Consider the following 26,661-nt stretch of genomic DNA (forward strand, 5'->3'; position numbering starts at 1 on the left):
AAAACAGAAAAAATCACAATTTCAAAAGAAATAAGATACTGCAAACCATTGATTTTAAAGGGTTTGCAAAAAAAATCTCAAAAAATTAGCACTCACCTCTTGACAGTGCTAATAATTGGTGTTATATTCTCAATATAACAAAGAAATATATAACATCTGGCAAACAGGAGGTGTTTTTATGAATATCAGTAAATTTACACAGAAGTCCATCGAGGCAGTGAACAGCCTTGAGAAACTGGCATATGAATATGGCAATCAGGAGATCGAGCAGGAGCATCTGCTTTATGCCCTGTTAAAACAGGAAGACAGTCTCATCCTCAAGATGATCGAGAAGATGGAGATTGATAAAACGTATTTTACCGAGGCGGTAGAATCTGCACTTGAGAAACGTACCAAGGTTTCCGGCGGACAGGTTTATATCGGTCAGTATTTAAATAAAGTACTTGTTCAGGCAGAGGACGAGGCAAAAGCTATGGGAGATGAATATGTTTCCGTAGAGCATCTGTTCCTGTCGATGATAAAAAATCCAAGTCCGGAGATCAAAAAGCTTTTCCAGGAGTTTGGCATTACAAGAGAACGCTTCCTGCAGGCACTTTCCACCGTACGCGGCAATCAGCGTGTGACGACGGACAATCCGGAGGCAACCTATGATACGTTAAATAAATATGGCCAGGATCTGGTGGAAAAAGCAAGAAATCAGAAACTGGATCCGGTGATCGGACGAGATGCGGAAATCCGCAATGTGATCCGTATTCTTTCCAGAAAAACGAAAAACAATCCGGTGCTGATAGGTGAACCTGGTGTTGGTAAAACGGCAGCTGTAGAGGGGCTGGCACAGCGTATTGTCCGAGGTGATGTGCCGGAAGGACTGAAAGATAAAAAAATTTTCTCACTGGATATGGGAGCACTGGTAGCAGGTGCCAAATACCGCGGCGAGTTTGAAGAACGACTGAAAGCTGTTCTGGAAGAGGTCAAAAAGAGCGAAGGTCAGATCATCCTCTTTATCGATGAGCTGCATCTGATCGTCGGGGCCGGAAAGACAGACGGAGCGATGGATGCCGGCAATATGTTAAAACCAATGCTGGCACGAGGTGAGCTGCACTGCATCGGTGCGACAACACTGGATGAGTACCGTCAGTACATTGAAAAGGATGCCGCACTGGAGCGGAGATTCCAGCCGGTTATGGTAGATGAACCGAGCGTGGAAGATACGATTTCCATTCTGCGTGGATTGAAAGACCGTTATGAAGTTTATCATGGTGTAAAGATCACAGACAGTGCACTGGTAGCAGCAGCAACCCTTTCCCATCGTTATATTTCCGACCGTTTCCTGCCGGATAAAGCCATTGACCTGGTGGATGAAGCATGTGCCCTGATTAAGACCGAGCTGGATTCCATGCCAACGGAGCTGGATGAACAGCGAAGAAAAATCATGCAGATGGAGATTGAGGAAGCAGCACTGAAAAAGGAAACCGATAAATTAAGTGCGGAGCGTCTGGAAAATCTGCAGAAAGAGCTGGCAGAGCAGAGAGAATCTTTTGCGGGCAAAAAAGCTCAGTGGGACAATGAAAAACATTCTGTAGAGAATCTGTCCGTGCTGCGTGAAAAGATTGAAAATATGAACAAAGAGATCGAAAAAGCACAGAGAAGCTATGATCTGAACAAAGCAGCAGAACTGCAGTACGGCGAACTGCCGAAACTTCAGAAACAGCTGGAGATTGAAGAAGAAAAGGTAAAAAGCAAAGATCTGTCGCTGGTACATGACCGTGTAACCGATGAAGAGATTGCAAGGATCATTTCCAGATGGACCGGCATCCCGGTCGCAAAACTGACCGAAGGTGAGCGTACCAAGATCCTGCATTTGGATGATGAGCTGCACAAACGTGTCATTGGACAGGAAGATGGTGTCAGAAAAGTGACCGATGCGATCATCCGTTCCAAAGCCGGTATCAAAGATCCGACCAAGCCGATCGGTTCGTTCATTTTCCTTGGTCCTACCGGCGTCGGCAAGACAGAGCTGGCAAAAGCACTGGCAGCAAGTATGTTTGACGATGAGCAGAATATGGTGCGTATTGATATGAGTGAATACATGGAGAAATATTCTGTGTCCCGTCTGATAGGAGCACCTCCAGGATATGTAGGATATGAAGAAGGTGGACAGCTGACAGAAGCAGTCAGAAGAAAACCGTACTCAGTTGTACTGTTTGATGAGATCGAGAAAGCACATCCGGATGTCTTTAACGTACTGCTTCAGGTACTGGATGACGGACGTATCACCGATTCCCAGGGCAGAACCGTAGACTTTAAGAATACGATTCTGATCATGACTTCTAACATTGGTTCGTCTTATCTGCTGGATGGCATTGAGCCGGACGGAAGTATCCGTCAGGAGAGCCAGGATCTGGTCATGAACGACCTGCGGGCACATTTCAGACCGGAGTTTTTAAACCGTCTGGATGAAATCATCATGTTCAAGCCGCTGACAAAAGAAAACATCGGCAATATCGTTGATCTGATGATGGCAGATCTGAACCGCAGACTCGCAGACCAGGAGATCAGGCTGGAGTTGACGGATGAAGCAAAAAGCTATATCATAGACGGTGGTTATGATCCGGTCTATGGTGCGAGACCTCTGAAACGTTTCCTCCAGAAAAATGTGGAGACACTGGCAGCAAGGATGATCCTTTCTGGAAATGTACAGACAGAAGACACCATCGTGATCGGTCTCAAAGACGGAAAACTGGCAGCGGAAGTAATGAAAGTCGAATGATGTGATAACGGGACAGAGATGTCAGGCTGGCACAGAGATTGGAAGTGACGCTCCGGAATTCCATAAGTATGCAAAAAGGAGTAAAGTATGATTCCAAAAGATCCGATGATATTGTTGAGCTATGTAAACACACAGCTGCGTGATTATTATGAATCACTGGAGGCACTGTGTACCTGCCGCGGACTGAACCGGCAGAAACTTCTGGAGAAAATGGACAGCATAGATTATCACTACGATGAAAAAACAAACCAGTTCATCTAAAAAAATAATTGCAATCTTCGCACTGTTCCTGGCGGCATTCACCTGGGGCAGTGCCTTTTGCGTATTAAAAGACACGCTGGAAAACGTCTCACCGATCTGGCTTCTGGCCTTTCGTTTTCTGCTGGCGGGTATCATTATGACTCTGGTCTGTATCCCAAGAATGAAAAAAATGAGCATCCGCACGTTAAAGCGTGGCATCATCATGGGCATTGTCCTGTATTTTGAATTTCTGTTCTTTACGGTCGGACTGCAGTACACGACCTCTTCCAAATCTTCCTTTATTATAGGATCTTATGTGGCGATCCTGCCGCTTATTTACTGGGTGATCCGCGGGAAAAAGCCGCAGAGGGCGGATATTCTGGCGGCACTTGTCTGTATTGTAGGACTTGGCTTTATTTTGCTTGGAAGTTTTGACGGGGTCAACAAAGGAGATCTAATCTCGCTGCTCTCGGCAGTGTGTTATGCGATCCATATCGTTGTGACCGGGATTTTTGCAAGGGAAGAGGACGGCTTTCTGTTAAATATGCTTCAGATCGGAACGGGCGGCATTTTGGGACTTGTGGCAGCGATAATCCTGGAGCCACATCCGGCAGCCATGTCCGGCATGAACATCGGAAGCATCGCTTATCTGGCGGTCTTCTGCACGGTTGTGCCATATCTGCTCAGTGTGTTTGGACAGAAATATGTGAAAACTTCCACAAGCGGCGTGATCCTTTCTTTTGAGAGCGTATTTGGATGTATTCTCTCAATCCTGATTCTTGGAGAACATCCGGGTGTGCGGTTTGTGATCGGTGCAATGCTGATGATGTGTTCCTTCTTGATTGTGGAAAAAATTTTCCTGCCATTGCCGAAAAGAGTAGCGGTGGAAGCAGAAAAATGATATAATGAGTCAAAGGGACAAATGGACACAAAACGGATGCTTGCATACGTGTTTGTGTCTATGGGGACCGCAAAAACATGAGAAAGCAGCCATTTTTGTAAAAAAATGAGCGGATTTCGAATGTTTTCGTGATTTTGAGAGTGCAAGGCACGGAAAAATCACGTATGACTCATTGAGTTAATTTTAAAAAAAATTCAGAACCCAAAACCACAACACAGGGCAAAGGAGGAACAATATGATAAAAAAAGGAAAAAAACTTAGTATGATGCTTCTTACGGCAATGATTCTGGCAGCAGGAAGTGTCGGAACTGTAGCAGGAACCGGAGCAAAACAGGTACAGGCAGCAGAGAATGCATATTATTATGTGTCACTGGGGAATCTTCAGCAGACAGCCATGACTAAAAACAGTGCAAGTATCACTTGGGAACAGACGTATGCAAGCTCTATGAATACACTTACAACAGAAGGATATAATATTTATCTTGGAGAAAGTTACAGTGATATGAAGCTGGTTGGAAAATCCAAGACACCATCCTATACACTGACAGGACTGAAAGATGGTAAGCGTTACAATGTGCGTGTAGAAGCTTACACATCAAATGGAACAAAAACAAGTTCACCGGTAAGCGGACAGGTTGAGACAATCCCGGCAGCCGTCCATAATTTCAGACAGGAGCGTTGGTGGTACTTTATCAACAAGCTGGAAGTAACCTGGGATAAAGTTGAGACTGCAGATCGGGTGGAAGTGACCCTGTATAACAGCAAAGGCAGACGTGTCGGCAAGACACAGAAACTGAACAGCTATGCTTACAGTGCATATTTCGATAAGATGAAAGATGAAGTTTACACGGTAACCATTCAGGCTTTCAAGACGGTAAATGGAAAGACTTATGCTACACCGAAGGCAAAGATCCAGTGTTTCAACCAGGCACGTATCAAAGAGACAAGCATCAAGGTGAAAAAAGGCAGCCTGAGCTTCCAGTGGGGAAAAGTCGGCGGAGCAAGTGGATATGATGTGTATATCTCCACAAAGCCGAAAAAAGGTTATAAAAAAGTAAAATCGGTCGGCAAGAACACCACAAAGCTGACCATCCGTAAATTTAAAGGCAAAAAGATCAACCCGAAGAAGACTTACTATATGTATGTAGAAACCAAAAAGAAAAACGGCTCCAAGGTCAATAAATCCGGAAGACTCTACTATTGGAATACAAAGAGCAAAAACTTTGGTTATTTCTAAGAAATCGTATAACCGTTCCATAACTTCACAGTCAGGAAATCTTGACAGAAAAACTGTCGTATGTTACGGTAGAAATAAGCGTTAAAAGCTGTTGGGGGCAAAAACTTGCTCCCAACATCTTATTATACAGGAGGCAGAAATGGATAAAAAGAAATTTTATATGACAACTGCGATTGCCTATACATCCGGCAAACCGCATATCGGAAACACTTACGAGATCGTCTTGGCAGACAGCATTGCCCGTTTTAAGAGAGAGCAGGGATATGATGTGTTCTTCCAGACCGGAACCGATGAACACGGTCAGAAGATTGAGCTGAAAGCAGAAGAAAAAGGTGTGACACCGAAGGTTTTTGTGGATGAAGTTTCCACAGAGATCAGAAGAATCTGGGATCTGATGAACACATCTTACGATAAATTTATCCGTACAACGGATGCAGACCACGAAAAACAGGTACAGAAGATCTTCAAAAAACTGTACGATAAGGGAGATATTTACAAGGGACATTATGAAGGTATGTACTGTACACCTTGCGAGTCTTTTTTTACCGAGTCTCAGCTGGTGGACGGCAAATGTCCGGACTGCGGACGTGAAGTGCAGCCTGCAAAAGAAGAAGCTTATTTCTTCCGTATGAGCAAATATGCAGACCGTCTGATTGAGCATATCAACACCCATCCGGAATTTATCCAGCCGGTTTCCAGAAAAAATGAGATGATGAACAACTTCCTTCTTCCGGGACTTCAGGATCTGTGCGTATCCCGTACTTCCTTTAAATGGGGTATTCCGGTAGATTTCGATCCGAAACATGTCGTTTATGTATGGCTGGATGCACTGACCAACTACATTACCGGTATCGGTTATGACTGTGACGGAAACAGCAGCGAGCAGTTCAAGAAAGACTGGCCGGCAGATCTGCATTTGATCGGTAAGGATATCATCCGTTTCCATACCATTTACTGGCCGATCTTTCTGATGGCACTGGATCTGCCGCTTCCGAAACAGGTATTCGGACATCCGTGGCTGCTGCAGGGCGACGGCAAGATGAGCAAATCCAAAGGAAATGTACTGTATGCCGATGAGCTGGTTGATTTCTTTGGCGTGGATGCCGTGCGTTATTTCGTTCTGCATGAGATGCCATTTGAAAACGACGGTGTGATCTCCTGGGAGCTGATGGTAGAGCGTATGAATTCTGACCTGGCAAATACCCTCGGAAACCTGGTAAACCGTACGGTTTCCATGTCCAATAAATATTTCGGCGGCGTGGTAGAAAATAAGAATGTAAACGAGCCGGTGGATGAAGAATTAAAGAAAGTCGTTCTGGAAACACCGAACAAAGTCATTGCAAAAATGGAAGAGCTGCGTGTGGCAGATGCGATCACCGAAATCTTTACACTGTTTAAACGCTGCAACAAATACATCGACGAGACAATGCCGTGGGCACTGGCAAAAGACGAGGCAAAAAAAGAGCGTCTGGCAACGGTTCTCTACAATCTGGTAGAGTCCATCAGCGTCGGAGCAACCCTTCTGGAATCCTTCATGCCGGAGACTTCTGATAAAGTACTGGCACAGCTCGGAGCACAGAAACGCAAGCTTTCCCAGATGGATACCTTTGGTCTGTATCCGTCAGGCAATAAAGTAACCGAGAAACCGGAAATCCTCTTTGCACGTATGGATATCAATGAAGTGATGGCAAAAGTTGCAGAGCTTCATCCGGCAAAAGAAGAAGTAAAAGAAGAGGAAAAAGGCATTGATATCGAGCCGAAAGAGGAGATCACATTTGAAGAATTCGGCAAAATGCAGTTCCAGGTAGGCGAGATCATTTCCTGCGAGGCAGTGAAAAAATCCAAAAAACTGCTCTGTTCTCAGGTTAAGATCGGCAGCCAGGTAAAACAGATCGTATCCGGAATTAAGGCACATTATACACCGGAAGAGATGGTCGGCAAAAAAGTCATGGTACTGGTAAACTTAAAACCTGCAAAACTTGCCGGAGTTCTTTCGGAAGGTATGCTGCTGTGTGCAGAGGATGAGAACGGAGAACTTTCTCTGATGGTACCGGAAAAGAAAATGCCGTCCGGAGCAGAGATCTGCTAAGAGGAAAAGAAGGTATGATTTTTGACAGTCACGCTCATTATGATGATGAGGCATTTGACAAAGACAGAGACCGCCTGCTCTCCACGCTGGAAGAGCAGGGTGTCGGTTGTATTGTAAACGTAGGTGCAAGTTTTCAGGGGGCAAAGGACAGTGTGGAGCTTTCTATGCGTTATCCGCATGTCTATGCGGCAGTCGGCGTGCATCCGGATCACGTCGGTGAACTGGATGAGGCGAAGATGCAGCAGCTCAGGGAAATGTGTGCCATGAAAAAAACAGTCGCAGTCGGCGAGATCGGTCTTGATTATTACTGGGATAAAGAGTCGCACGAGCTTCAGAAGGAATGGTTTGAACGGCAGATGGAGCTTGCAAAAGAGGTAGATCTTCCGATCATAGTGCACAGCCGCGAGGCCGCACAGGATACGTTTGATTTGATCAAAAGTGAGCACGCCGGAACGACCGGAGGTGTGATACATTGTTTTTCCGGCTCGAAAGAGATGGCAAAAGAGTATATCAAGATGGGCTATTACATCGGGGTCGGCGGTGTTGTCACGTTTAAAAATGCAAGAGTTTTAAAAGAAGTGGTGGAGAGTATTCCACTTGAGCGGATTCTGACGGAGACAGACTGCCCATATCTGGCACCGGTGCCGTTTCGCGGAAAACGCAACTGTTCTGCCTATATTTCCTATGTGCTCGACATGATCGCAGAGTTAAAGGGTATTTCCAGAGAAGAGGCAGAGCAGGTTACTTACGAAAATGCAAGAAATATGTACCGCATCACAGACTGAAAGGCAGGAAAAAATGGAGAAATTATCAAATCCACAGAAAACCATAGAAGTAATTAAAAAATATGATTTTGCCTTTCAGAAGAAATTCGGGCAGAATTTTCTGATCGATGCCCATGTGCTGAACAAGATCATCGCTTCGGCAGATATCACAAAGGATGACTGTGTACTGGAGATCGGACCTGGTATCGGAACGATGACGCAGTATCTGGCAGAGGCAGCCGGAAAAGTTGTGGCAGTGGAGATCGACCGCAACCTGATTCCGATCCTCTCCGAGACGCTGGCAGATTACGAAAATGTAACCGTGATTAATGAAGATGTGCTGAAACTGGACATTGCAAAACTTGCGGATGAATACAATCAGGGCAGACCGATCAAGGTTGTGGCAAATCTTCCGTATTATATTACGACACCGATCATCATGGGACTTTTCGAGAGCCATGTGCCGGTAAAGAGCATTACTGTTATGGTTCAGAAAGAAGTTGCCCTGCGTATGCAGGCAGGACCGGGCACCAAAGATTACGGGGCACTGTCCCTGGCCGTGCAGTTTTATGCAGAGCCATATATCGTGGCAAATGTACCGCCAAACTGCTTTATGCCGCGTCCGAATGTCGGAAGTGCGGTCATCCGGCTGACCCTGCATGAAAATCCGCCTACCACGGTAAAGGATGAAAGTTTGATGTTCCGGCTCATCCGAGCTTCTTTTAACCAGAGAAGAAAAACGCTGCTCAACGGTCTGAATAATTCGCCGGAGATCAAAGCAAGCAAAGAACAGATCCAGGCAGCTTTTGAAAAACTTAGTTTTCCGGCAAATGTACGCGGGGAGACATTGACCTTAAAAGAATTTGCGGCACTTGCAGATGAGTTTGCCGAATTTTAGAATAAGAGAGCGGACGTTTCACGGCGTTCGCTTTTTTAACTAAATCAGGCAGCAAAGCGGATTGCAAATATCCGTTTGACGAATGGTAAGAATTACTTTGTAACGGAGCAATTCGTATGGCGTTCGACTTGAATCAGACAGAAAGGGGAGAATATATGAGAAAAAAACTTACAGCAGTACTTCTGGCAGCGACGATGTTGCTTACTTCCGGTGTCACGGTCTTTGCAGACCGGGTGGATGCAGTCATCGACAAGCCATATCTTGCACTGGGAGCGGATTTAAGCCCACAGGAACAGATGACAGTTTTATCATTGCTCGGACTTAGTGACATCAACGTGGATGATTATGATATCATCAGCATCACCAATGCGGATGAACATGAATATCTGGATAAGTATCTGGATGCTTCGATCATCGGCACCAGAGCATTGTCATCGGTTCTGGTCGTTGGAAAAGAAGCCGGAAACGGCATCCATGTAACAACGAAAAATATTTCCTACTGTACCGAAGGTATGTATCGCAATGCACTTTTGACGGCCGGCATCGAAGATGCGGATATCACGGTGGCAGGACCGTTTTCGATTTCCGGAACGGCGGCACTGGTCGGTGCGATCAAGGCGTATGAGACCATGACCGGGGAAGAGATTGACGATGAGAATCTCGATGCGGCAAACGATGAACTGGTTCTGACAGGCAAACTGGTGGAGGATATCGGAGATTCTGAAAAAGCAGAAGATCTGATGGCACTGGTAAAACAGGAAGTGGCAGAGAACAAACTGACCAGTGCAGAGGATATTCAAAATGTGGTGGATCAGGCATGCGATCAGCTGGATATTCAGCTTTCCGAAGAAAATCAGAAGCAGATCGCAGAACTGATGAAAAAGATAGAGGGACTGGATCTGGATGTGGATAAACTGAAGGATCAGGCAAAAGATTTGTATCAGAAACTGGAAGATCTGGATTTCCATGTGGATAAAGAGAGCGTTGGGAATTTCTTTACACGGATCATTGATGCGATCGTAAATTTCTTCCAGGGACTGTTTGGAAAATAAAAGAGGGTAACGGAAAATAAAACAAAAAATGGAGGGAATTTATGAAAGGAAAAAAAGTTTTAAGTGTTCTGCTTGCTTCTGTAATGATGTTCACGGCAGTTCCGGTAGGAAGCATTGGGGCAATGGCTGCACCAGTCCAGAATGCACAGGTGCAGGAGCAGAAAGTGAAGACACAGGCAGAGAGCGGTCTTTCCAATATTGCAGCCGACTGTGAAATCAGCGTTCCAAGTGAGGAAGGAGCCAACGTCAAGGAAAATATGGTGGATGGAAATCCTTCTAGTTTGTGGGTGAATAACGGGGCGAACTGGCCATGTACGGTAACGTTTGCACTGCCGAAGGCAAACACGAAATGTGTGAAAAAAATAGTGCTGAAATTCGAATCCGGCCATACACCGTGGAGCGTGGATGTATCACTGAAGTATGCACTGAACAACGTAACGAGCGATCTGGTCAGTGTACCTGGATCTGCAAAGACTGCAAAATTTGACGATGGCTATACGTTTGAATTTGAAAATGCCCAGGCGATGACTCATCTGTATGTGGAACTTTCCAATCCGAAGAACAATGGTGCAACCGGCGCTTTCTGGCCGGCGATCGCAGAGGCAGAAATTTATATTGATAACGGTGCGGAAGAAACAGTTGAACTGGAAAACATCGCTGCTACCAGAAAGCAGAGTCTGACACTGAAAAGCGAAGTCAATGCATCCGCAGACAAAGCAAAAATCACCGACAACGATGAGACAACGGCATCTCCTCTTCAGGAGAAAACCTTTGCAGCCGGCAGCAGTGAGACCTTTGCAGAAGTTGGTTTTGGCGTAGAGCAGAAAATGCGTCAGATCATTCTGGCACTGCCAAAGGACAATCAAAATGCATCCTATACCTATAAGCTTTACGGAAAAGCAATAAAAAACGGCTCTTATGAAACACTGCCGTTTGCGACCGGAAACATCAATACCGGTGATGCAAACAAAGTAAAGATCAACGCAGCTGATGTGGATTCTGCTGTCAAAGATCTGGAATACGAATCCGTAAAGGCTGTTTTTGAGGCAGCAAACGATGACGGAAAAAATAACATCCTGTCTCTGGCAGAGTTCCAGATCCTTGCAAACAAAGCAACGATCGCAGAGGCGGATACTGAAAATATCGTATGGAAAAGTACCGCACTGCACAGCAACTACAGTCAGGAGACCCTGAACCGCATTGTTGACGGAAATTTAAGCAATACCTGGAGTGCAGACCAGTATCCGGCATATGTGGATTTTGATCTCGGAGCAGAGTATGATCTGTCAAGGATTGAAGTTTACACCCCGAAAAACGGCTATTCCCAGTATTCGCTGTACTACAGCAACGATGGTCAGAATTACAGCAAACTTGCGGAAAAAACCGGCACCGATGCCTGTCCGGATGGAGGAGAGGTTTATCAGGCAGAAGGAAAGAAAGCAAGCAGTGTGCGTATCCTGCTTTCCTACAATTCTGCAAGTTCCAAAGCCGTGCTGAATGAAGTTCGTATCCTCGGAACAAAGAGCGGGGAAGCAAAAAAAGCCGCATTTCAGGCACCGGTTTCCTATGTAGAATCCGCATACAATACAGAAGTTACCACGCAGGATACGATCGATGAAGTTTATGGTATTGTCAGCCGTAACCTTGGTAAGCAGTACAAAAACTGGTTTACCTTTGAAGTAAAAGACAAGGCAGAAGGTGCAGCCGATTATTATGAGATCGAAGATGTGAACGGTAAAGTGAAGATCACCGGCAACAGCGGTGTGACGATCGCAAACGGCCTGAACTATTATCTGAAATATTACTGCAAGGTGAGCATCAGCCAGGTCGGTGATCAGGTAACGATGCCAAAAAGTATTGTAAAAGTCGGATCAAAAGTACATAAAGAGTGCAAAGTGGCACTGCGTTATGCGTACAACTACTGTACGATGTCCTACTCGATGGCATTCTGGGGCGAGGATGAGTGGAGAAAAGAACTTGACTGGCTGGCACTCAATGGTGTCAACATCGTTCTGGATATCACCGGACAGGAAGAAGTCTGGAGAGAATTTTTAAGTGCACTTGGCTATACGCATGAAGAGATCAAAGATTATATCGCAGGACCTGCCTACTATGCATGGGCATATATGGCAAACCTTTCCGGATACGGCGGACCGGTCCATGACTCCTGGTTTACCAAGAGAACGGAGCTTGCAAGAAAGAACCAGCTGATCATGCGGAAACTCGGCATGCAGCCGATCCTTCAGGGATACAGCGGCATGGTTCCGGTTGATGTGCAGAGCAAGGCAAAAGGAGCGTATGCACTGACAGGCAACGATGTGATCCCACAGGGAACCTGGTGCTCCTTCCAGCGTCCGTACATGCTGCGTACCACCACAGCGGCATACGATAAATATGCAAAATTATTTTATGAGTGTCAGAAAAATGTTTATGGAGATGCAACACATTATTATGCGACAGACCCATTCCATGAGGGCGGAAATACCGGTGACATGTCCACAAGTGATGTAAGTTCAGAAGTGTTAAATTCCATGCTGGAGTTTGACAAGGATGCAGTCTGGGTGATCCAGGCATGGCAGGGCAACCCGAGTGTCGGACTGATAAACGGACTGAACGGAAGAAAAGAGCACGCACTTGTGCTGGATCTTTATGCAGAGAAGGACACACACTGGAACGACAGCAGTTACTCCGGCGGAAAAGAGTTTCAGAAGACACCTTGGGTTTACTGTATGCTGAACAACTTCGGCGGACGTATGGGACTGCATGGACATATGGACAATATTGTCAGCGGTGTTGTCGATGCGGCAAACAACAGTGAAATGCTGACCGGTATCGGTATTACACCGGAAGGTTCTCAGAACAACCCGGTTCTTTATGATTTATTATTTGAAACTGTATGGTGTGACGATGCAACAAAAACGCTGACAGAGATCGACACCGACCAGTGGCTTAAAGATTATGTGACAAGACGTTACGGAGCCAAGAGTGAATCTGCGTATGAGGCAATGAAGATCCTCGAAAACACCGTTTACAAGGCATCACTGAACATGCGTGGTCAGGGTGCACCGGAGTCCTACATCAATGCACGCCCGGCAGAAAGTATCGGTGCGGCATCAACCTGGGGAAATGCAGTGATCGGCTACGATATGGAAGAGCTGGAAAAAGCAGCAGAGCTGCTGCTTGAAGATTACGATACCCTGAAAAACAGCGACGGTTATCTCTATGATCTGGCAGATGTTCTCAAACAGGTACTGTCAAACTCTTCCCAGAAATATCACAGAGAGATGGTAAGTGCTTATCGGTCCGGTGATCTTGCGAAATTTAACGAGGCATCCGATCAGTTTTTAAGCCTGATCGACAAAGTGGAAGAAGTGCTCGGAACCAGAAAAGAATTCCTGTTTGGAACCTGGACAGAACAGGCGAAGAAACTGGCAGAGGGTGACGATGACTTCACAAAAGATATCTACGAACTGAATGCGAAATCGCTGGTAACTACCTGGGCTTCTTATCCGCAGTCAGAGAGCGGCGGACTGAAAGACTACTCCAACCGTCAGTGGGCAGGTCTTACACAGGATTTCTACAAAAAGCGTTGGACGATGTGGATCAATCAGAAAAAGGCAGAACTGAAAGGCGAAAGCACACAGAACATCAACTGGTTTGCTTTTGAGTGGGCATTTGCAAGAAGTCACACAGAATACACGACAGAGGCATCCGGCAAAAACTTAAAAGAACTCGGAGAAGATATCCTGAAAAATTACAGTTCCAAAGATCCGGCAGCAAATGGTGCAAACGATTACACCGGAAAAGTGACTGTAACAGCAGGTTCGGAAGAGACAAGCCAGGAGAACGGTGCAGCAGCCAATGTCCTGGATGGAAGTTCCGATACAATCTGGCATACCAACTACACAAATGCAGCCGACATGGCTTCCTACGAGAAACATTATCTGATTTTTACAATGGAAGAGGCAGTCAGACTTGGCGGACTTCGTTATCAGCCAAGACAGGGCGGAGGTCTTAACGGTATCATAAAAGCTTACGAGATCTACACCAGTATGGACGGTGAGAATTATACAAAAGCGGCAGAAGGAAACTGGACGGCAGACACTTCCTGGAAACTGGCTTCTTTTGACAAACCAGTTACTGCAAAATATGTGAAATTTGTCGTAAAGGATGCAACTTCCGAACAGGCTGGAAAATGTTTCAGCAGTGCGGCACAGATCAGACTGACCGTTCCGGAAAAAACAGGAGAAGACAAGCCGACTGAAACAGAAAAACCGACTGAGACGGAAAAACCGACTGAGACAGAAAAACCGAACCAGACCGAAAAGCCAAAGGACAACAAATCCGACCAGAACACTTCTGGTTCTGCCGGAAAGATCGGAGATGTGATCGCAGATGCAGCCGGAGTGTTCAACTACACGATCATCGGAAATGACACCGTGGAAGTAAAGAGCATGGCAGCAAAGGGCAAAACAAAGAAAGCCGTAAAAATTTCTGCATCGATCAAAGCAAATGATAAGACTTACAAAGTGACCAGTATTGCGGCAAACGCCTTTAAGGGCAATAAAAAGATGACTTCCGTGCTCATCGGAGGCAATGTGAAAAAGATTGGCAGAAGTGCATTTGAAAACTGCAAAAACTTGACGAAAGTTACCGTGAACGGCAGCAAACTGCAGACCATCAGCAAAAATGCATTCAAAGGCGATAAAAAGTTAAAGAACATCAGCCTGAAGAAAGTGAAATCTCTGAAGAAAGTAGAAAAGGCAGCATTTAAGGGCGTTTCGAAAAAAGTAACCGTAAAAGTGCCGAAGAACAAAAAGAAAGCTTACAGCAAGCTGCTGGCAAAAGGAGGCATTGCGGCAGGCAAAGTAAGATCATAAAACATAGCATAGAAGGATTCCGGCAGACATAGGATAGCATGAAAGAAACGGAAAGGGCGAAATTCCGGTGAAAGGATTTTTATACAGAAACTGGAAAAACATGCTTTTTCACATCTATCTGTTTGTACTGCTTGCCGGAATCGGAATCGGCAGTGTGGAATATATCCGCTGGTGTGAAAGATCACTTCCGACATCAGCGGATATTCCGCCTGAGATTGCCCTGACTTTCGACGACGGACCACATCCGGTCTATACGAAAAAGCTGCTGGACGGTCTGCGAAAACGAGGCGTAAAGGCAACCTTTTTTCTGATCGGGGAAAATATCGAAGGAAATGAAGAATTGGTAAAGCAGATGGCAGAAGATGGACATCTGATTGGAAACCATACCTGGTCCCATGTGGACGTTACAAAAATGTCGGATAAACAGGCATGTGAAGAGATTACAAAAACGAGCGAGCTGGTCAGAAGCATTGTCGGCTATGACACCGAATATATCAGACCTCCTTTTGGGGCATGGAACAAAAACCTGGAGTGCGGTTTTGAGATGTTTCCGGTGCTCTGGACCATCGATCCGCTGGACTGGAAAACAGAAAATGCGGATCAGATCGTAGAAAAAGTGATGTCTGAGGCGAAAGAAAATGCCATTATCCTGCTGCATGACCGCTATGAAGCTTCGGTGGAAGCGGCACTTCGGATTGTGGATCTGTTAAAGGAGCAGGGCTATACATTTGTAACCGCAGATAAACTTGTACTGGAATGACAGGATGTTATAGAAAGTTACTTTGTGACGGAGTTACTTGTGCGGTATCTTTCAAACGAAAAAGAAACACAGGAGGGGAGGAAGAACTTTGGATTTATTTGATTATATGAGAGAAACGAAAATGGAGAGTGAAGCACCGCTTGCTTCCAGGATACGGCCTAGGACATTGGATGAGATTGTCGGACAGCAGCATATTCTGGCAAAAGATAAACTGCTTTACCGGGCGATCAAAGCAGATAAACTCAGTTCCGTTATTTTTTACGGACCGCCGGGAACCGGAAAGACAACGATCGCAAAAGTGATCGCCGGCACAACGAGTGCGGCTTTTACGCAGATCAATGCTACGGTGGCAGGTAAAAAAGATATGGAAGAAGTCGTTGCCGAGGCAAAACAGAGGATGGGCATGTATGGAAAGAGGACGATTCTGTTTGTAGATGAGATCCATCGTTTTAACAAAGGGCAGCAGGACTATTTGCTTCCGTTTGTTGAGGACGGGACACTGGTGCTGATCGGGGCGACAACGGAGAATCCTTATTTTGAAGTCAACGGTGCTTTGCTTTCCAGATCCAAAGTTTTTGAACTGAAACCGCTTGAAAAAGAAGATATCAAAAAACTGATTCTGCGTGCGGTCACGGACAGCGAACGCGGTATGGGGGCATATGATGTCTGTATGGATGAGGAAGCGGCAGATTTTCTGGCAGAAGCGGCAGACGGCGATGCCAGGTCTGCACTCAATGCTGTAGAGCTTGGTGTGCTGACAACGGAGCGTTCTGCAGACGGGAAAATCCACTTTACGATCGACGTGGCATCAGAGTGTATCCAGAAACGTGTGATCCGCTACGATAAGGCGGGAGATAATCACTACGATACGATCTCTGCTTTTATCAAGAGTATGCGGGGATCAGATCCGGATGCGGCAGTTTATTATCTGGCAAGAATGCTCTATGCCGGAGAAAGTGTGACCTTTATCGCCAGAAGGATCATGATCTGTGCATCCGAAGATGTCGGCAATGCAGATCCGCAGGCACTTCAGGTGGCAGTTGCGGCGGCACAGGCTGTCGAGCGTGTCGGTATGCCGGAGTCGCAGCTGATCCTTTCTCAGGCAGCAATTTATGTGGCATGTGCTCCGAAGAGCAATGCAGCAACGAATGCGATCTTTTCGGCAATGGAATCGGTGAAAAATAAAAAAGCTTCCGTGCCGCCGTATCTGCAGGATGCACATTATGGCGGAGCAGGGAAGCTGGGGAGGGGCATTGGTTATGAATATGCCCACGATTTCCCGAAACATTTCTCAAAGCAGCGTTATCTGCCGTATGAACTCGGTGAAGTGAAGTTTTATGAGCCAAGTGACAGCGGATATGAGCAGCAGATCAGGAAGCATCTGGACTGGCTGCATGAAGAATAAAATGCAGGGCAGAATGGTTCTGTACTTCGAACTTCAATTCTGCCAGGTGTTCAGGAGAGCTGTGTCATCAGAAACTGGTAGACCATTTCGCATTTGTTTTTCCAGGACTTGCACATAGCCTCTGCCTGTTTTTTGTCCGGAACCGTAAGAGTCAGGTCGATCAGATCGGACTCTTTTTCTTTTATGACACAGTGTACGGCATATTCTTTTGCCGTGGTACGGTAATAATCCGCCGTGACCGAAACCTCATTTCGCAGCTCAATCTTGTGTTCCTGAAGATACTGATCGGCTTCCTCCTGGATTGCATTCGGGATGCGGTCACAGAAATAGCCAAGTGCCTCGCGTCCGCTCTTTGTCAGCTGAAACTGTGTGGTATTGCGGATGGTCTGTGGCTTAACAAGATTGGCCTCTTCCAGTTCTGAAAAAGCCTGCTGCAGCGTGAAATAGTTTGTGTAGCCGCGGTCAAGCAAAAAACTGGAAATCTGGCTGTTTGTAAGCGGAAAATCCACGCGGTCAAGCATATATAAGATGATTAATTTATAAAGCGTAAATGGTTCAGCCATAAAATGCCTCCTTATGTAAAAAATCTCTGCAAAAGCGTGTCGGGTCTCACCTGTGTCCGCTTTACTTTCATTCGGTAAACAGACGTCCCTGCCAGGTATCACGGACTTTCAGTTCGTGGTGGATATGATTGAGGACGCTGCGTTTTTTCAGGCTCCAGAGCGGTGCGATCAGCAGATCGCTCGGACCGTCCCCGGTCAGGCGGTGGATCGTGATATCCGGCGAGAGCACTTCCAGGCAGCGGATCACAAGATCAACGTATTCATCTTCTGATAAAATGTGAAATCCGGTCTGCCTATAATAATCTGCCAGATCGGTGTGTTTCAGCACATGGAGCAGCTGCAGCTTGATGCCGTCAATGTGGTGTGCATTTAAGTAACACATGGTCTCCAGGATATTTTCCGTATTTTCGCCCGGAAGACCAAGAATCGTATGAACGACCGTCTCTAATTTACGTTCCTGCAGTTTTTCAAGTGCATCTTCAAAACAGGAAAGTTTATAGCCTCTGCGGATAAAAGCGGCTGTTCGTTCATGGATCGTCTGAAGCCCAAGCTCTACCGTGACCGGTTTCTTTTTATTCAGCTCCGATAACAGATCCAGCGTCTCGTCCGGCAGGCAGTCCGGTCTTGTGCCGATCGAAAGTCCAACGATGTCTTCGTGTTCAATCGCCTCTGTAAAAATACGCTCCAGATATGAAAGCGGAGCGTAAGTATTGGTGTAGGCCTGAAAATAGGCAATAAAATGCGTTGCCGGAAATTTCGGGGAAAGGCGAGTCTTCTGTTCCTCAATCTGCTGATGAACCGGGTGTGTCCTGTCACCGGCAAAATCACCGCTTCCGCCCTCACTGCAGAAAATACAGCCGCACTTTCCGAGCGTGCCGTCGCGGTTCGGACAGGTCATGCCGCCGTCTAAAGAGACTTTGTAAATCTTTTCACCGTAACGGTTCCGTAGATGATAATCCAGCGAGCGGTACGGTTTTCCACCGAAATCTGGCGGTTTTACAGTCATAAAGCTACCTCCGTGGTATCTGCCGGCAAAATCCGGCAGCTGTTCTTTAAAACTTATCATAGCATCTGCATTTGTAAAAATCAAGGAGACGAAAAAAGGTTTGCGGCATTTCCTCTGGTATGGTAGAATGATAGAAGAAAATGCTGGGTGTGCATGGCATGCCTTGGGATGTTTTACAGAAAGGAATCCAAAAGATGAGTATACTGATAAAAAACGGCAGAGTGATTGATCCGGACACCAGAAAAGATGGCCGGTACGATATCCTGATCGAGGAGGATAAGATTGTAAAGGTAGACCAGGAGATCAAGGAAGAGGCAGAAGAAGTGATCGATGCAGAAGGCTGCTACGTTATGCCGGGCCTGATTGACCTGCATGTTCACTTGAGGGATCCGGGACAGACGTACAAGGAGACGGTTGAGACAGGAGCAGCTGCAGCGGCACACGGAGGATTTACCACCGTGCTGGCGATGCCGAATACAAAGCCGGTAACAGATGACAGACTTAATATCCGTTATGTACACAACAAGGCAAAAGCGATGGCACCGATCCACGTACTGCAGGCCGGTGCTATTACAAAAGGGCAGAAGGGAAAAGAACTTGCCGATATCGACTCCATGGTAGCAGAAGGTTCACCGGCGATCAGTGAAGACGGCAGATCCGTTATGGATTCCCTGCTCTGCAAAGAAGCGATGAAGATTGCGGCAGAATGCGGCGTTCCGGTCATGGCACACTGTGAGGACATCGACCTGATGGACGGTGGTGTGGCAAATGATGATGAATATATCCGCAAACAGGGACTTCGCGGTATCAGCAATGCGGTCGAGGACATCATCGCCGTGCGGGATGTGATGCTGGCAGGAGAGACGGGAGCACACCTGCATCTGTGCCACTGCTCCACTTACGGAAGTGTGGAAATCGTCAGACAGGCAAAGAAACACGGGATAAATGTGACTGCTGAAGTATGCCCGCACCATTTTACACTGACATCCAAAGATGTCGATGCCGGCGATGCAAACTATAAAATGAATCCGCCGCTGCGTACGAAAAAAGACGTAGAAGCATTAAAACGAGGTCTGCGAGATGACATTATGGATGTGATCGCAACCGACCATGCACCGCACAGTGAAGAAGAAAAGAGACGCTCTTTTACAGCGGCACCGTTCGGCATTGTCGGACTTGAGACAGCTGTTCCGCTTACCATCAGCGAGCTGGTAGAAAAAGAGTATCTTACACCGATGCAGATGGCAGAAAAGATGAGCTACAATCCGGCAAAAATCCTGGGACTGGACAAAGGTTCCCTTGCAGAAGGCAAGATCGCCGATGTGGTCATCATTGATCCGAACGAAGAGTATGTGATCGATAAAAATACCTTCGCATCCAAAGGACGCAACACACCGTTCCACGGCAGAACCGTACGAGGCAAAGTCAAAGTGACGATCTGCGACGGAAAAGTGGTTTACAAAGATAAACAGATATAAATTATAGATAAAAAATAAAAATGTTGTTCCATGCAGCAGATGCATGGCTGCAGAAGAAAGGATAAGATTATGATTCAGAAATTGATCCAGAAAATCCAGAAAACACATGCACCGATCGTAGTAGGACTCGATCCGATGCTTTCCTATGTACCGGCTCATATCCAGAAACGTGCGTTTGAAGAACACGGTGAGACACTGGAAGGAGCAGCAGAAGCCATCTGGCAGTATAACAAAGAAATCGTAGACCATGTGTACGACCTGATCCCGGCGGTTAAACCGCAGATCGCCATGTACGAACAGTTCGGTATTCCGGGGCTTGTGGCATTTAAAAAGACCGTAGATTACTGTAAATCCAAAGATCTTGTTGTGATCGGCGATATCAAAAGAGGCGATATCGGCTCAACATCAGCAGCTTATGCAGTAGGTCATCTTGGAAAAGTCAAAGTCGGAAACAACAGCTTTGCAGGATTTGACGAAGACTTTGTCACCGTAAATCCATACCTTGGAACCGACGGTGTAAAACCGTTTGTGGATGTCTGCAAAGAGGAGAAAAAGGGTCTGTTCATTCTTGTTAAGACTTCCAATCCATCAAGCGGTGAGTTCCAGGACCGCCTGATCGATGGCCGTCCGCTCTATGAGCTGGTTGGCGAACAGGTTGCAAAATGGGGCGAGGACTGCATGGGCGATGATTACAGCTATATCGGAGCCGTTGTCGGAGCAACTTATCCGGAACAGGGTAAAGTGCTGCGTAAGATCATGCCGAAGTCCTTTATCCTGGTACCGGGTTATGGTGCACAGGGCGGAAAAGGTGCAGACCTGGTACACTTCTTCAACGAAGACGGACTTGGTGCGATCGTAAACTCATCCAGAGGAATCATTGCTGCTTACAAACAGGAGCAGTATGCAAAATACGGTGAAGAACATTTTGCGGAGGCATCCAGAGCAGCCGTTGAGGCAATGATCGCAGATATCGGAACTGCTCTTGAGAGGGCAAAATAAGCAGCCGTTTTCAAAATGTGGGGATTGGCATTTGCAGATTTCATACAGCCGCCTGGTTTGACAGGACAAAAAGAAAAGAAATGAGGATTTTAATATGGCTGGCAAATATAAAGAACTTGCAGAAGTTTTAAAGCAGGAGTGCATTGCTCCTGACATTTACAGTATGTGGCTTCAGACAGACAAGATCGCAGAGCAGGCTGTGCCGGGACAGTTTATTTCCGTGTACAGCAACGATGGCAGCAGACTTCTGCCGCGTCCGATCAGTCTGTGCGAAATTGATAAAGAAAAGAAGGCACTTCGTATCGTTTACCGTGTGGCAGGAAAGGGAACAGCGGAGTTTGCACAGTATAAGCAAGGCGATAAGATCGAAATCTTAGGACCGCTTGGAAATGGATTTCCGCTTGAACGTGCCGAAGGCAAAAAGGTATTTCTGATCGGCGGCGGCATCGGTATCCCGCCAATGGTGGAACTTTCCAAACAGCTTTCAGGTGAAAAGACAGTGATCGCCGGTTACCGCGATGACAGGCTGTTTTTAAAAGAAGAGCTGGCACAGAATGCAGCATTTTATGCGGCAACCGAAGACGGCAGTGCCGGAACAAAAGGAAATGTACTGGATGCAATCCGTGAAAATAAACTTACCGCAGATGTGATCTATGCCTGCGGACCGACTCCGATGCTCCGTGCACTGAAAACTTATGCACAGGAACAGGATATCGAGTGCTGGATTTCCATGGAAGAGCGTATGGCATGCGGCATCGGTGCCTGCCTTGCCTGCGTCTGCCAGTCAAAAGAGGTGGACGATCATTCTCATGTACATAACAAACGTGTCTGCAAAGACGGACCGGTATTTCTGGCAACGGAGGTGGAACTGTGAGTACAAAGATAAGTACAAGCGTAAATATTGCCGGAGTTGAACTGAAAAATCCGGTTATGACAGCATCCGGAACTTTTGGCTCCGGAGCAGAATACAGTGAATTTGTGGACCTGTCAAAGCTTGGTGCAGTGGTCACAAAGGGCGTGGCAAACGTACCGTGGCCGGGCAATCCGACTCCGCGTGTGGCAGAAGTCTACGGCGGCATGTTAAATGCTATCGGACTGCAGAATCCGGGCATTGATGTATTTGTAAAACGTGATATTCCGTTTTTGAAACAGTATGATACCAAGATCGTGGTCAATGTCTGCGGAAGAAGTACGAAGGACTACTGTGAAGTGGTAGAACGTCTGGCAGACGAACCGGTGGATCTTCTGGAGATCAACATTTCCTGCCCGAATGTCAAAGAAGGCGGCATTGCTTTCGGACAGAATCCAAAGTCTGTCGAGGACATCACAAAAGAAATCAAACGTGTGGCAAAACAGCCGGTTATCATGAAGCTCAGCCCAAATGTGACCGATATCACGGAAACAGCAAGGGCAGCAGAAGCAGGCGGTGCAGATGCACTTTCTCTGATCAATACACTGACCGGTATGAAGATTGATATTAATCGCAGAAAATTTGTCCTGGCAAACAAGACCGGCGGTATGTCCGGTCCGGCAGTCAAACCGGTTGCCGTGCGTATGGTATATCAGACCGCACAGGCAGTAAAACTTCCGATCATCGGTATGGGCGGCATCATGAATGCAGAGGATGCCCTGGAGTTCATTTTGGCAGGAGCAACTGCCGTTTCTGTAGGAACTGCAAACTTTATCGATCCGATGACCACCCTCAAAGTAGCAGAAGGGATCGAAGCATATATGAGAGCACAAAATGTATCCGACATCAGAGAACTGGTCGGTGTCGTGCAGTAAGGAGATAAGAAATGGAACAGTATAAACAGGAATTTATTGAATTTATGGTAGATTGTGATGTGCTGAAATTCGGCGAATTCACACTGAAAAGCGGAAGAAAATCTCCGTTCTTTATGAATGCCGGAGCTTATGTGACCGGTTCTCAGTTAAAGAAACTGGGTGAATATTATGCAAAAGCGATCCATGATCGATACGGCGATGATTTTGACGTACTGTTCGGACCGGCTTACAAAGGAATCCCGCTTAGTGTTGTGACTGCAATCGCATACAGTGAACTTTACGGAAAAGAAGTGCGTTACTGCTCCGACCGCAAAGAAGAAAAAGATCACGGTGCAGACAAGGGAAGCTTTCTTGGAAGCAAATTAAAAGACGGTGACCGTGTGATCATGATCGAAGACGTTACTACTTCCGGCAAATCCATGGAAGAAACGGTTCCGAAGGTAAAAGGTGCCGCAGATGTGACGATCGTCGGACTGATGGTTTCTCTTGACCGTATGGAAGTCGGAAAAGGCGGCGTAAAGTGTGCTCTGGATGAAGTGAAAGATCTTTACGGTTTTGAGACCGCAGCAATCGTAAATATGCAGGATGTCGTAGAGCATCTCTATAACAGAGAATGTGACGGAAAAGTTGTGATCGATGATAGATTAAAAGCAGCGATCGATGCATATTATGAGAAATACGGGGCAAAATAATTCGGTAAAATGGAGGCTTTTCATGAACGAAAAAATTTTTAAGACAATAAGAGGTACCGGTGCGGCAAGTCTCGCAGTCGGGATCGTGGTTCTGGTGACCGGAATTTCAGCCGGCGTGATGATGATCGTAAACGGTGCAAGACTTCTGAAGTGTAAAAGTCAGGTATTGATTTAGTTTTATGAGGAAGGAAACAAAAAAGAAGGTGCGGATACTGGGAGCGGTGCTGTTTTTTCTTTATCTGCTGGCACTGACGTATTTTCTGTTTTTTGCGGAAGGATACGGAAGATCCGTGGAAGGAAGAATGTATGCCTACAACCTTCAGCCCTTTCGGGAAATCAAAAGATTCTGGATTCACCGGGAGATGCTGGGGACGTTCGCAGTATTCTGCAATTTGGCGGGGAATGTGATCGGCTTCATTCCGTTTGGGATGATCCTGCCGGTCATATGGCCGAAAACGGGGAAAGTTTTACGGATCCTGCTTCTTAGCTTCGAGTTCAGTCTGTGCGTGGAGACGATACAGCTTGTCTGGAAGGTGGGAAGCTTTGATGTGGATGACCTGATCCTCAACACCCTGGGCGGTGTGATCGGGTATCTGCTGTTTTGGATATGTAATAAGATAAGGAGAAAGATATATGGCTAAAAAGCGTATGTATTCTTTTGCAAAAGAGAAACATTCCGGCAAAGGTATTCTTTCAACGATACTTGGTACACTCTCACTTGTCATTTTTGCCGTTCTGGCATGGCTGGCATATTATCTGGACGGACAGGGCGGCGTTTACCTGGGCAGCATCGGGCTGCTTGGCATGGTATTTGCCGTCAGCAGTGTCGTGTTCGGACTGATGGGATTTGGCGAAAACAATGTGCGCTACCTGTTTCCGAAGATTGGGTCGATCCTCGGCGGCATCATGGTGGCATTGTGGGTATTTGTAGTTTTAATTGGGATTTAAGGAAATGCCAGGGACGAATTGCGGGAGTACAAAGTACGGAACAACTCGTATGGCATCACTTTACTGTAACCTTTAAAAGATTGGCGGTGGAAAGATGGAGAGAACAGTACTGGAAGAGAGAGACGCTCTCTCAATGGAACGACTTGCATCCATAACAAAAGAGCATACCGCACAGGAGCCGTTTGGGGATTATTTCAGAAAAACGGCTTCTTTTGTTATAAAAATGGATGAAGTTTACCGAAAAATAAAAGATGGAAAAACGGAAAGCTATACGCTTGAGCAGTGGCAGGCATTTAATCAGAGCCTTTATGAGGAGATTCTTCCGGAGAACTATGAGCACAGCTATGGAGATCCAAAGTATGCGGTGGAAAAACTCGGAGAAGTGCACGGACGCATCTTAAGTTTTCTGTATGCCGAATTGTATGCCCTGATCGGCTATGCTTTTGAGCAGCGGCTGCATGAAAAGGTGATCCTTCAGGAACTTCTGATCGAAGTGTATAATTGCTTTGAAGAGGAAGAGCTCCCGGGATACCGAAGGATCCAGCAGATCATCTACTGGTTTGAGAGTGATTACAGTGAGATCACGGTAGCACACCGCATTCGGGAAGCTGTTGATCCAAAGCTTGATTTTGCAGCGAAGATCGTGATGGAGTCGGATCTGAAAGACCTTCGCTATCTGTATCGCTATGGTGAGTATATCACCGAAAACGAGCGGAAGATGGCAGAATTTATGAACAGCCTGGATGAAGAGACCGTAGAAAAGATGGCATCTACGTTTACCGAAGGATACCGGATCGGATTTGTGCTTGGCGGCAAGGATCTTTCGAAAAAACAGACGGTCAACATCCGCTATATGGTCGGATTTGAGCGGATGGTGCGTCTGGCAATACGAAATTTTGAAAAAATGGGATTAAAGCCGGTCATCTATCGTGCGGCACTGGAGCGTATCAATAAAAAAGGTGTGCACCGCATCGGCTATTACGGGGCAATCCCGAACCGCCAGTTTGACTATGATCACCGGGCAGACCAGGCAATCTATCTGGACAAGGCCTTTATGGAGCGACGCCTGGGTGTTATGCGTTCGGCGTACGAAAATTATAAAACACTGGCAAACGGTCATGCAGGCCCGGCCTGCATTGATACCTTCGGGGAGCCGGAGTTTTATCCGCAGACAAAACCGGAAGCCTATTATTTGTCGGATAAACAGAAAAAACTGCAGACACAGATGGATAACGAATCCGTGCAGATCACAAACCGCTATATCATCGGCAAAGAACGCAGTTTTACGATCATCGCCTTTCCGGTCCCGGAAATCGGGGCAGACTTCCCGGAGATTTTTAAAGAGACGATCCGCATCAATACGCTTGACTATCAGCTCTATGCAGATATCCAGCAGAAACTGATCGATGCCCTGGATCAGGGTGAGAGTGTACATGTGCTCGGAAAAGGAGAAAATCACACCGATATGCACATTGCCCTGCACAAACTGAATGATCCAAAGAAGCAGACTAATTTCGAAAATTGTGTGGCAGATGTCAACATTCCGGTCGGAGAAGTCTTTACTTCCCCGATATTGAAGGGAACAAGCGGCATTCTTGAGGCATGTACGGTTTATCTGGAAGGCTTAAAGTATGAAAAACTGCATCTGGAATTTGAAGATGGTATGGTAAAAGCATATACCTGCAAGAATTTTGAGCAGGAAGAGTACAATCAGAACTATGTCCGGGAAAATGTGCTGGCGAATCATGAGACTCTGCCAATCGGCGAATTTGCGATCGGAACAAACACAGCAGCCTATGCTATGGCAAGGGAATATCATATTGAAGGAAAACTGCCGATCCTGATCGCTGAGAAGACCGGACCGCATTTTGCCGTAGGAGATACCTGCTACAGCTGGGCAGAAGATACACCGGTATATAATCCGGACAAAAAGGAGATCATCGCAAGAGACAATGAGATTTCCATTCGCAGAAAAGAAGATCCGGGAGAGGCATATTTTGGACATCATCTTGATATCACGATACCATATGACGAGCTTGGCAGCATCGAAGTACAGTGTGCTGACGGCAGAAGAATCCTGATCTTTGCGGACGGAAAGTTCGTACTTCCGGGCACGGAGGAGCTGAATCGCTTCCTCAATTAAGGTTTGCAGGTTGACAATAAAAGAAAGTATTAGTAAAATTAAAAAGATGTT

At 46.4% G+C, this 26,661-nt stretch carries 22 protein-coding genes; 20 read left to right on the plus strand and 2 right to left on the minus strand.

Going from position 1 to position 26,661, the window contains the following annotated elements:
* Positions 1 to 178 precede the first annotated feature (178 nt).
* The 11 genes from clpB (at position 179) to LKD42_RS03090 (ending at position 16,996) form a co-directional block, all read left to right on the plus strand.
* Positions 179 to 2,770: an ATP-dependent chaperone ClpB gene (clpB, locus tag LKD42_RS03040; RefSeq protein WP_248834786.1), complete on the plus strand. Its 2,592-nt coding sequence runs from the start codon at positions 179 to 181 to the stop codon at positions 2,768 to 2,770.
* A gap of 87 nt (positions 2,771 to 2,857) precedes the next feature.
* Positions 2,858 to 3,031, plus strand: coding sequence for a DUF4250 domain-containing protein (locus LKD42_RS03045; RefSeq protein WP_022118947.1), 174 nt, complete (start codon positions 2,858 to 2,860; stop codon positions 3,029 to 3,031).
* Entirely contained in the window at positions 3,006 to 3,911 is a 906-nt protein-coding gene (locus LKD42_RS03050; RefSeq protein WP_248834787.1) for a DMT family transporter, read from the plus strand. Before LKD42_RS03045 ends, LKD42_RS03050 begins: the two co-directional genes overlap by 26 nt.
* A 235-nt stretch (positions 3,912 to 4,146) precedes the next feature.
* Positions 4,147 to 5,148 (plus strand): fibronectin type III domain-containing protein, encoded by a 1,002-nt coding sequence (locus LKD42_RS03055; RefSeq protein ID WP_173866319.1) that lies wholly within the window; start codon positions 4,147 to 4,149, stop codon positions 5,146 to 5,148.
* A gap of 139 nt (positions 5,149 to 5,287) precedes the next feature.
* Entirely contained in the window at positions 5,288 to 7,237 is a 1,950-nt protein-coding gene (gene metG / locus LKD42_RS03060; RefSeq protein ID WP_248834788.1) for a methionine--tRNA ligase, read from the plus strand.
* Between the two features lie 14 nt (positions 7,238 to 7,251).
* Positions 7,252 to 8,022: a TatD family hydrolase gene (locus tag LKD42_RS03065; protein ID WP_248834789.1), complete on the plus strand. Its 771-nt coding sequence runs from the start codon at positions 7,252 to 7,254 to the stop codon at positions 8,020 to 8,022.
* A gap of 13 nt (positions 8,023 to 8,035) precedes the next feature.
* Positions 8,036 to 8,899 (plus strand): 16S rRNA (adenine(1518)-N(6)/adenine(1519)-N(6))-dimethyltransferase RsmA, encoded by an 864-nt coding sequence (gene rsmA / locus LKD42_RS03070; protein WP_248834790.1) that lies wholly within the window; start codon positions 8,036 to 8,038, stop codon positions 8,897 to 8,899.
* A 155-nt stretch (positions 8,900 to 9,054) separates the two neighbouring features.
* Entirely contained in the window at positions 9,055 to 9,951 is an 897-nt protein-coding gene (locus LKD42_RS03075; RefSeq protein WP_173897143.1) for a DUF1002 domain-containing protein, read from the plus strand.
* Positions 9,952 to 9,992: 41 nt separating this feature from the next.
* A complete protein-coding gene (locus LKD42_RS03080) occupies positions 9,993 to 14,831 on the plus strand; it encodes an alpha-N-acetylglucosaminidase TIM-barrel domain-containing protein (RefSeq protein WP_248834791.1) in 4,839 nt (1,612 codons plus the stop codon).
* Positions 14,832 to 14,898: 67 nt separating this feature from the next.
* On the plus strand, positions 14,899 to 15,591 hold the full coding sequence (locus tag LKD42_RS03085) for a polysaccharide deacetylase family protein (protein ID WP_248834792.1): 693 nt from the start codon (positions 14,899 to 14,901) through the stop codon (positions 15,589 to 15,591).
* Positions 15,592 to 15,679: 88 nt separating this feature from the next.
* Positions 15,680 to 16,996: a replication-associated recombination protein A gene (locus tag LKD42_RS03090; RefSeq protein WP_022118957.1), complete on the plus strand. Its 1,317-nt coding sequence runs from the start codon at positions 15,680 to 15,682 to the stop codon at positions 16,994 to 16,996.
* Between the two features lie 50 nt (positions 16,997 to 17,046).
* Here the strand turns inward: LKD42_RS03090 and LKD42_RS03095 are convergent, their stop codons facing one another.
* Positions 17,047 to 17,559, minus strand: coding sequence for a DUF4364 family protein (locus LKD42_RS03095; protein ID WP_022118958.1), 513 nt, complete (start codon positions 17,557 to 17,559; stop codon positions 17,047 to 17,049).
* A 67-nt stretch (positions 17,560 to 17,626) separates the two neighbouring features.
* On the minus strand, positions 17,627 to 18,565 hold the full coding sequence (locus LKD42_RS03100; RefSeq protein WP_248834817.1) for a tRNA modification radical SAM protein MnmL/YtqA: 939 nt from the start codon (positions 18,563 to 18,565) through the stop codon (positions 17,627 to 17,629).
* Positions 18,566 to 18,759: 194 nt separating this feature from the next.
* Between LKD42_RS03100 and LKD42_RS03105 the strand changes: the two genes are divergently transcribed.
* The 9 genes from LKD42_RS03105 to LKD42_RS03145 all read left to right on the plus strand — a co-directional run bounded on the left by LKD42_RS03105 (position 18,760) and on the right by LKD42_RS03145 (position 26,610).
* Positions 18,760 to 20,043 (plus strand): dihydroorotase, encoded by a 1,284-nt coding sequence (locus LKD42_RS03105; protein ID WP_248834793.1) that lies wholly within the window; start codon positions 18,760 to 18,762, stop codon positions 20,041 to 20,043.
* 69 nt (positions 20,044 to 20,112) lie between these two features.
* Complete coding sequence (gene pyrF / locus LKD42_RS03110; protein WP_248834794.1) at positions 20,113 to 21,042, plus strand: orotidine-5'-phosphate decarboxylase; 930 nt, start codon at positions 20,113 to 20,115, stop codon at positions 21,040 to 21,042.
* Between the two features lie 94 nt (positions 21,043 to 21,136).
* On the plus strand, positions 21,137 to 21,916 hold the full coding sequence (locus LKD42_RS03115; RefSeq protein WP_248834795.1) for a dihydroorotate dehydrogenase electron transfer subunit: 780 nt from the start codon (positions 21,137 to 21,139) through the stop codon (positions 21,914 to 21,916).
* An 8-nt stretch (positions 21,917 to 21,924) separates the two neighbouring features.
* A complete protein-coding gene (locus LKD42_RS03120) occupies positions 21,925 to 22,827 on the plus strand; it encodes a dihydroorotate dehydrogenase (protein WP_248834818.1) in 903 nt (300 codons plus the stop codon).
* Between the two features lie 11 nt (positions 22,828 to 22,838).
* A complete protein-coding gene (gene pyrE, locus LKD42_RS03125; RefSeq protein WP_248834796.1) occupies positions 22,839 to 23,519 on the plus strand; it encodes an orotate phosphoribosyltransferase in 681 nt (226 codons plus the stop codon).
* Between the two features lie 22 nt (positions 23,520 to 23,541).
* On the plus strand, positions 23,542 to 23,694 hold the full coding sequence (locus LKD42_RS03130) for a hypothetical protein (RefSeq protein WP_022118965.1): 153 nt from the start codon (positions 23,542 to 23,544) through the stop codon (positions 23,692 to 23,694).
* Between the two features lie 4 nt (positions 23,695 to 23,698).
* Complete coding sequence (locus tag LKD42_RS03135) at positions 23,699 to 24,160, plus strand: VanZ family protein (RefSeq protein WP_248834797.1); 462 nt, start codon at positions 23,699 to 23,701, stop codon at positions 24,158 to 24,160.
* Positions 24,153 to 24,467, plus strand: coding sequence for a DUF6142 family protein (locus LKD42_RS03140; RefSeq protein ID WP_022118967.1), 315 nt, complete (start codon positions 24,153 to 24,155; stop codon positions 24,465 to 24,467). The genes LKD42_RS03135 and LKD42_RS03140 overlap by 8 nt, the downstream gene beginning before the upstream one ends.
* A gap of 94 nt (positions 24,468 to 24,561) precedes the next feature.
* A complete protein-coding gene (locus tag LKD42_RS03145) occupies positions 24,562 to 26,610 on the plus strand; it encodes an aminopeptidase (RefSeq protein ID WP_248834798.1) in 2,049 nt (682 codons plus the stop codon).
* The last annotated feature ends 51 nt before the right edge of the window (positions 26,611 to 26,661 follow it).

It is taken from the genome of Hominisplanchenecus faecis (genome assembly GCF_020687205.1).
GTDB lineage: Bacteria > Bacillota > Clostridia > Lachnospirales > Lachnospiraceae > Hominisplanchenecus > Hominisplanchenecus faecis.

Coding starts and splice junctions, on each gene's coding strand:
- clpB (WP_248834786.1), top strand. CDS start 179: ATGAATATCAGTAAATTTACACAGAAGTCCATCGAGGCAGTGAACAGC.
- LKD42_RS03045 (WP_022118947.1), top strand. CDS start 2,858: ATGATTCCAAAAGATCCGATGATATTGTTGAGCTATGTAAACACACAG.
- LKD42_RS03050 (WP_248834787.1), top strand. CDS start 3,006: ATGAAAAAACAAACCAGTTCATCTAAAAAAATAATTGCAATCTTCGCA.
- LKD42_RS03055 (WP_173866319.1), top strand. CDS start 4,147: ATGATAAAAAAAGGAAAAAAACTTAGTATGATGCTTCTTACGGCAATG.
- metG (WP_248834788.1), top strand. CDS start 5,288: ATGGATAAAAAGAAATTTTATATGACAACTGCGATTGCCTATACATCC.
- LKD42_RS03065 (WP_248834789.1), top strand. CDS start 7,252: ATGATTTTTGACAGTCACGCTCATTATGATGATGAGGCATTTGACAAA.
- rsmA (WP_248834790.1), top strand. CDS start 8,036: ATGGAGAAATTATCAAATCCACAGAAAACCATAGAAGTAATTAAAAAA.
- LKD42_RS03075 (WP_173897143.1), top strand. CDS start 9,055: ATGAGAAAAAAACTTACAGCAGTACTTCTGGCAGCGACGATGTTGCTT.
- LKD42_RS03080 (WP_248834791.1), top strand. CDS start 9,993: ATGAAAGGAAAAAAAGTTTTAAGTGTTCTGCTTGCTTCTGTAATGATG.
- LKD42_RS03095 (WP_022118958.1), bottom strand. CDS start 17,559: ATGGCTGAACCATTTACGCTTTATAAATTAATCATCTTATATATGCTT.
- LKD42_RS03100 (WP_248834817.1), bottom strand. CDS start 18,565: ATGACTGTAAAACCGCCAGATTTCGGTGGAAAACCGTACCGCTCGCTG.
- LKD42_RS03105 (WP_248834793.1), top strand. CDS start 18,760: ATGAGTATACTGATAAAAAACGGCAGAGTGATTGATCCGGACACCAGA.
- pyrF (WP_248834794.1), top strand. CDS start 20,113: ATGATTCAGAAATTGATCCAGAAAATCCAGAAAACACATGCACCGATC.
- LKD42_RS03115 (WP_248834795.1), top strand. CDS start 21,137: ATGGCTGGCAAATATAAAGAACTTGCAGAAGTTTTAAAGCAGGAGTGC.
- pyrE (WP_248834796.1), top strand. CDS start 22,839: ATGGAACAGTATAAACAGGAATTTATTGAATTTATGGTAGATTGTGAT.
- LKD42_RS03130 (WP_022118965.1), top strand. CDS start 23,542: ATGAACGAAAAAATTTTTAAGACAATAAGAGGTACCGGTGCGGCAAGT.
- LKD42_RS03135 (WP_248834797.1), top strand. CDS start 23,699: ATGAGGAAGGAAACAAAAAAGAAGGTGCGGATACTGGGAGCGGTGCTG.
- LKD42_RS03140 (WP_022118967.1), top strand. CDS start 24,153: ATGGCTAAAAAGCGTATGTATTCTTTTGCAAAAGAGAAACATTCCGGC.
- LKD42_RS03145 (WP_248834798.1), top strand. CDS start 24,562: ATGGAGAGAACAGTACTGGAAGAGAGAGACGCTCTCTCAATGGAACGA.